This is a genomic window from uncultured Georgenia sp. (genome assembly GCF_937958535.1).
Taxonomy (GTDB): domain Bacteria; phylum Actinomycetota; class Actinomycetes; order Actinomycetales; family Actinomycetaceae; genus Oceanitalea.
The window spans coordinates 22,858-28,857 of record NZ_CALGNQ010000280.1 but is presented as its reverse complement, the minus strand read 5'-3'; the positions used below and the strand labels follow the sequence as shown (position 1 = coordinate 28,857).

7 protein-coding genes are annotated in these 6,000 nt (G+C 75.9%); 5 read left to right on the top strand and 2 right to left on the bottom strand.

The window, feature by feature from the left end; translation table 11 throughout:
• On the top strand, positions 1-358 hold a 358-nt coding region (locus Q0195_RS15665; RefSeq protein WP_299280225.1), incomplete at its 5' end, for a hypothetical protein.
• The gene (locus Q0195_RS15660) at positions 355-741 is read left to right on the top strand and encodes a nuclear transport factor 2 family protein (protein WP_299280222.1); all 387 of its coding nucleotides are present in this window, start codon (positions 355-357) and stop codon (positions 739-741) included. The genes Q0195_RS15665 and Q0195_RS15660, both read left to right, overlap by 4 nt.
• 30 nt (positions 742-771) lie before the next feature.
• Here the strand turns inward: Q0195_RS15660 and Q0195_RS15655 are convergent, their stop codons facing one another.
• Positions 772-1,701 carry an NAD(P)-dependent oxidoreductase gene (locus Q0195_RS15655; RefSeq protein ID WP_299280219.1) on the bottom strand — a complete coding sequence of 310 codons (930 nt, stop codon included), beginning with the start codon at positions 1,699-1,701 and terminating at the stop codon, positions 772-774.
• 135 nt (positions 1,702-1,836) lie between these two features.
• Here Q0195_RS15655 and Q0195_RS15650 point away from each other — a divergent pair, with 135 nt between their 5' ends.
• Genes Q0195_RS15650 through Q0195_RS15640 form a run of 3 tightly spaced genes read left to right on the top strand, consistent with a single transcriptional unit; the run spans position 1,837 to position 4,869 of the window.
• On the top strand, positions 1,837-2,988 hold the full coding sequence (locus Q0195_RS15650) for a PQQ-dependent sugar dehydrogenase (protein ID WP_299280216.1): 1,152 nt from the start codon (positions 1,837-1,839) through the stop codon (positions 2,986-2,988).
• A 20-nt stretch (positions 2,989-3,008) separates the two neighbouring features.
• Entirely contained in the window at positions 3,009-3,707 is a 699-nt protein-coding gene (locus Q0195_RS15645) for a CoA pyrophosphatase (RefSeq protein ID WP_299280213.1), read from the top strand.
• A gap of 22 nt (positions 3,708-3,729) precedes the next feature.
• Positions 3,730-4,869, top strand: coding sequence for a hypothetical protein (locus Q0195_RS15640; RefSeq protein ID WP_299280211.1), 1,140 nt, complete (start codon positions 3,730-3,732; stop codon positions 4,867-4,869).
• Between the two features lie 7 nt (positions 4,870-4,876).
• Here Q0195_RS15640 and Q0195_RS15635 read toward each other — a convergent pair whose 3' ends face one another.
• On the bottom strand, positions 4,877-5,899 hold the full coding sequence (locus tag Q0195_RS15635; protein ID WP_299280209.1) for an Rv2578c family radical SAM protein: 1,023 nt from the start codon (positions 5,897-5,899) through the stop codon (positions 4,877-4,879).
• Between the last annotated feature and the right edge of the window lie 101 nt (positions 5,900-6,000).

The following is a 6,000-nucleotide window of genomic DNA, read 5'->3' as shown; positions in this document are numbered from 1 at the left end:
GGAGCTGCGGGCCGAGGTCGCCGACGCCGAGGAGCTGGGGCACGTGGACCGGGCCGCGCGTGCCCAGGAGGAGATCGACGCGCTCGCCCAGGAGCTGGCCCGAGCGGTCGGCCTCGGGGGACGCGACCGGACCACCGGCACGGCGGCCGAGCGGGCACGGGTCAACGTCTCCCGGGCCATCCGGGCCGCGATCGCGCGGATCGCCGAGGGGGCGCCGTCGCTCGGGCACCATCTGAGCACGTCGGTGCGCACAGGGGTCTACTGTGTCTACACCCCCGACCCGGCCGCGACCCCGGCCTGGCGGCTGACCACCACCGATGACCGCCGGTCGTCCCGAACGAACGCCCGAACCGTATGAGCACCACACAGGCCACTGTCGAGTCGTACTACGCCGCGCTGCGGTCCGGCGACGTCGAGTCCTGGCTCGCCCTCTTCGCGCCCGGTGCCCAGGTCCACAACCCCGCGGACAGCCCGCCGCTGTCCGGCCCGACCGCGCTGCGCGACCTCTGGGAGGAGCTCACCTGCCCCTTCCGCCGCCTCGGCGTCACCGAGGACCTCGTCGTGGTCACCGGGACCCGGGCGGCGGTGAAGTGGAGCGTCTCGGGCGAGGGCTGGACCGGTCGGCACGCGGAGGCCGAGGGCATCGACATCGTCGACACCGACGGCGCCGGGCGCATCGTCGAGCTGCGCTCCTACTGGCGGCCGGAGCGCGTGCGCTCCCAGCTCTGCGGGACCGGCTGACCGGCCGCCACCGTCGCGCGTCGGGGGGCCTCAGCGCTGCAGCACCCGTACGGGTCGGCTGCCGGCGACGGCCATGGGCCACCCCTGGCGGCGGCTCGGCACGCTCGGCCGCCACCCCAGGGCGTGGAACCGGCCGGCGTCGACCCGGTGCGAGCGGGCCAGCGAGCGCAGCGGTGCGGGTGCCGCCCGCACCAGGGCGTCCGGCAGGCCGCGCACCGTCGGTACGCCGACGGCGTCGGCCAGCACGGCGAGCAGCTCCCGCCGGGTGAGGGGCTCGTCGTCGGCGACGTTGTAGACCCCGCCGGGGGCCGTCAGGGCGGTGAGCACGGCCGCTCCTGCGTCGTCGGTGTGCAGCGCGCTCGTCCAGCCGTCGACCGGCCCGAGCAGGGGCACGCGACCTCGGCGGGCCCCCGCGACGACCCGGGCGCTGAGCTCGTCGTCCGGCCCGTAGAGCGGGGCCAGCCGCAGCGCGACGCCCGCACCGCCGGCGGCGGTGACCCGTCCGAGCTGGTGCTCGGTGACGAGGTTGGCGGCCAGCGCGCCGGGCGCGTCGACCGGTGCGTCCTCGGTCAGCGGGGTGGACCGGCCGTCGGCGTAGACCATGGTGACCGTGTCGTGCACGACCCGCGGCACATCCTCCAGCAGGGCCGCATCGACCAGCATCACGGCCGCCTCGCCCCGCAGCCGGGCGTACTCGCGCCACGCCCACGGGCGCATCGCCCGGCTCGTCGCCGGGACCGCGACCCGCAGGTCGACGACCGCGTCCGCCCCTCGGAACCACTCGCGCAGTGTCCGCAGGTGGTCGCTGTCCCCGAGCAGCGGGGTGGCTCCCAGCGCGGCCAGACGGGCAGCGCCGTCGGCGGACCGCGCATGGGCCAGCACGTCGTACCCCGCGGCCACCAGGTGCGGGACCGCGACGCGGCCGACCGTCCCCGTTGCTCCCAGCACGACAGCTCTCATCGACATCTCCGTTCCTCCGGTGGTACCCCTCCCGGCGGTCAGCCGGGGTGAACGACGGTCACCCCGGCGGCACGGACCGCGTCGACAGGCAGCCGGGCCCCTCGGCGAGCGGGGACGGACCCGTATCCTGACCTGATGACCCGCCGAGAGGTGGCGGCGGTGCTCGCCGTCATCGCCCTGGCCGCGTGCGGCACCGACGACCCCGGACCGACCACGCCGGAGCCCACGTCGGTCCCGACGACGAGCGCGCCGCCGACCACCGCGGAGCCGACATCCCCACCCACTGCGGGACCGACGCCCGAGGCGACCGAGCCGCGGGAGCCGGAGGTGCTGGCCACCGGGCTGGACGTGCCGTGGGGCGTGGACTTCCTGCCCGACGGCTCGGCCCTGCTGACCGAGCGGGACACCGCCCGCGTGCTCCACCTCGTCCCCGATGACGAGCCGCGCGTGCTGGCGACGGTCCCCGACGTCGCGGCGGACAACGAGAGCGGCCTCCTGGGCATCGCCGTCTCCCCCGGCTACGCGGAGAACCGCCGGGTCTTCGTCTACTTCACGAGCCCGCGGGACAACCGGGTGCTGCGCATGGTCCACGAGGGTGGCGAGCTGGTGCCCGACACCGTCGTCCTCGACGGGATCCCGCGCGAGACCTACCACTCCGGCGGCCGGATCGCCTTCGGCCCCGACGGCCACCTCTACGTCGCGACCGGGGACGCGGCCGTCCCTTCCCGCTCGCAGAACCCGGACTCGCTCGCCGGGAAGATCCTGCGGGTGGACGAGGACGGCGAGCCCCCGGCGGACAACCCGCGGGCGGGGTCGCCCGTGTGGTCCCTGGGGCACCGCAACGTCCAGGGCCTGGGCTGGGACGCCGAGGGCCGCATGTACGCCTCGGAGTTCGGCCAGGACACCTGGGACGAGCTCAACCGCATCGAGCCCGGCCGGAACTACGGCTGGCCGGTGGTGGAGGGCACCGGGGGCGGGGAGGAGTACACCGACCCGCTCCACCAGTGGCGCCCGGCCGACGCCTCCCCGAGCGGGATCGCGGTGACCGCGGAGGCGGTCTACCTGGCCGCGCTACGCGGACAGTCGCTGTGGCGCGTGCCGCTCGACGGCGGCGAGCCGCAGCGGCTGCTCCACGGCGAGTACGGGCGGCTGCGCGAGGTTGCCCTCGCCCCGGACGGGCGGCTGTGGCTGCTCACCTCCAACACCTTCCGCGGGGACCCGGCCCCCGACGACGACCGCGTCGTCGCCGTCGACGAGGCCTGGCTCGTGGCGCAGGCCGACCGGTGAGCACGGCCTATGGTGTCCCGGTGGACACGACGGCGGTACGCAGCGACCTGGCGGACCTCGTCGCCCGGGCGGCACGCGGCGAGCTGGGCGACGTCCCCGACGTCCATCGCTTCGACCCCCGCACCCAGGCGGACTACCGCGAGGCGGCGGTCCTCCTGCTCCTCACCCCGACGGCCGCGCCGGAGGCCGGGCCTCCCGGGGCGGACCTCTTCCTCGTCCAGCGCTCCCCGCTCCTGCGCCACCACCCCGGGCAGATCGCGCTCCCCGGCGGTCGGCGCGACCCGGAGGACCGCGACATCGTCCACACCGCGCTGCGGGAGACCCACGAGGAGATCGGGCTCCCCCCGGAGCGGGTCGAGGTCATCGGGACGCTGCCCCGACTCGCGGTCCCGATCAGCCGCTACGCCGTGACACCGGTGGTGGGCTGGGCGGAGGACGGCACCGACCTCGCCGAGGTGGACGACGGCGAGGTGCTCCACACGCTGCGGGTGCCGGTGGGCCACCTCCTCGACCCCGCCTCACGGGCCCGGGTGCGGCTGCTCACCCACACCAGCGCCGGGTTCCTCGTCCCCGGTGGGTGGGTGTGGGGGTTCACCGGCAACCTCCTGGACCACGTCCTCGACGAGCTCGGCTGGACCCGGCCGTGGGACCGCGACCGGGTGCACCGGATGTCGCTCGCCGAGGCGCACGGCGGTCCGCCGACCACCGCCGAGGGCTGAGGCGGCCCGGTAGCCTGCGGTCATGAGAGCCGTCCGCAGGACCCTGGCGACGACCGTCGCCGCCGCGGCGTTGGCCCTGGCCGCGTGCAGCAGCGACGACGGCGTCCCCACCGGCGACGACGGCGACCCCACCGCGGCCGAGGGCGGCGACGTCGCCACGGGCAGCGCAGAGCCGGACCGCCCGGACGGCGACCTCCCGGAGCCCACCGACCTCCCCGACCTCGTGGGCCGGCTGCCCACGCCGCGCACCGACCGGCTCGTCGTCCAAGCGGCGGACCTCGGGGTGGCGGCCGAGGTGGCGGGTGTCGAGCACCCGCCCACCGCCCGCCGGCAGTGGGCGCTGGACCTCACCACCGGCAGCCCGCAGACCGGTGTCCACGTCCCGCTGCCGCCCGGGTTCAGGCGCGAGCTGCAGGCGGGGGTCGACCCCGAGCTGGGCTGGTCCGTCGCGGACGCGACGGCGTTCGCGTACGTCGGCGCGCCGCCGGAGGAGTCGGTCCTCCTCACCGGGGTGGACGAGGACGCCGCGGCGGACACCGTGGAGCCGCTCGAGGGCGGGATCCTCACCGTCGGGAGGGGCGCGGACCACGAGTTCGACGGCACTGCGACGACCCCGCTGCGCCAGCTCGGCGCGCCGCTGCGGCTGGCGTTCCGCGACGACACGGCCCTCGTCACGACCACGACGTCCGCCGCCCGCACGTTCCTCACCGAGCAGGGGGCCACGCTGGCGCAGGACGAGGCGGTGACGGGCGTCGTCGCGGCCCTGGCCGACGCCTTCGCGCTGAGCGTGCTCGCCCCGCCGATGAGCGCCGACACCATCATCGGCCCGGTGCTCGACCCGGGTGCGCAGCGCCCGCCGCTCGTCACCGCGCCCCCGCTCGCCGTGGGTCTCGGGTCGGTGGCCACGGACGGTGGTGTCCGCCTCCTGGCCGTCTACCGCTTCACCGACCCCGCCACCGCCGGGTCCCAGGTGGAGCACGTCTCGCGTGTGTGGCAGGAGGGCACCGTGGACGGGCAGCGGCCGGTGACCGAGCTCGTCGAGCTGGAGGAGGTGGGCCAGGACGGCGCGACCGTCGTCGCCGTCCTGGCCCCGGTCCAGGGGCTCGCGGCACAGCACCTGGACCCGGCGAGCCCCCGCGGCGCCCTGCCCTTCGCATGGTGAGCCGGCCCTAGAAGAGTGCCGGCTGCGCCGGGGGAAGGACGCCGGCCGCCGGCGCCGCCTCCACCGTTCGCAGCGAGGAAGGCCGGTCGAGGCCGTGCGCGCGCAGGAGCGGCCCGACCCGCTCGGCGAGCCAGGTGCGGTACGCCGTCGGGGCGTAGGACCCGCGTCCGTAGAGACGCCGGTACTGCGCGACGAGCTCGGGGCGGTGCTCCGCCAGCCACTGCAGGTACCACTCGCGCACACCGGGGCGCAGGTGCGCGGCGAACACGGTGGCCGACGTCGCCCCGGCGCGGGCGACCTCGCCCAAGAGCGCGTCGAGGTGCTCGCGCGAGTCGGTGAGCCACGGCAGTACCGGCGCCACCATGACGTGGCAGTCGAGCCCGGCCTCGCGGATCGCCCGGACGAGGTCGAGCCGCGCCCGCGGCGTCGGGGTGCCCGGCTCGACCAGCTGCTGGAGCCCCTCGTCGAGCACGGCCAGCGAGACGCCGAGGGAGACCGGGACGTGTGCGGCGGCGTCCTGGAGCAGCGGCAGGTCGCGGCGCAGCAGCGTGCCCTTGGTCAGGACCGACAGCGGGGTGCCGGAGTCGGCCAGCGCCGCGATGATCCCCGGCATGAGCCGGTAGCGGCCCTCCGCCCGCTGGTAGGGGTCGGTGTTCGTGCCGAGCGCGACCAGCTCCCGCCCCCATGACGGGCGGGCCAGCTCGCGGCGCAGGACGTCCGGGGCGTTGACCTTGACGATGATCTGGGAGTCGAAGTCGCGGCCGGAGTCGAGGTCGAGGTAGCGGTGGGTGGCCCGGGCGTAGCAGTAGACGCAGGCGTGGCTGCAGCCGCGGAAGGGGTTGACGGTCCACCGGAAGGGCATCCGTGAGGCCGGCGGCACCCGGTTGAGCACCGACCGCGCCGCCACCTCGTGGAAGACGATGCCGGCGAAGTCCGGTGTGCGGACGGTGCGCAGCAGCCCGGCCATCCGCCCCAGCCCGGGCAGTGCGGCGGCGTCCTCCTCGGTGATCTCCTGCCCTTCCCACCTCACCCCGGCTATCGAACACCTGTACGAGACGAAGGTCAAGCGAACGCCCCGGGACCCCGACTTGATGACTTGATAGACTTCTCAAGTCATCAAACCACCCCCCA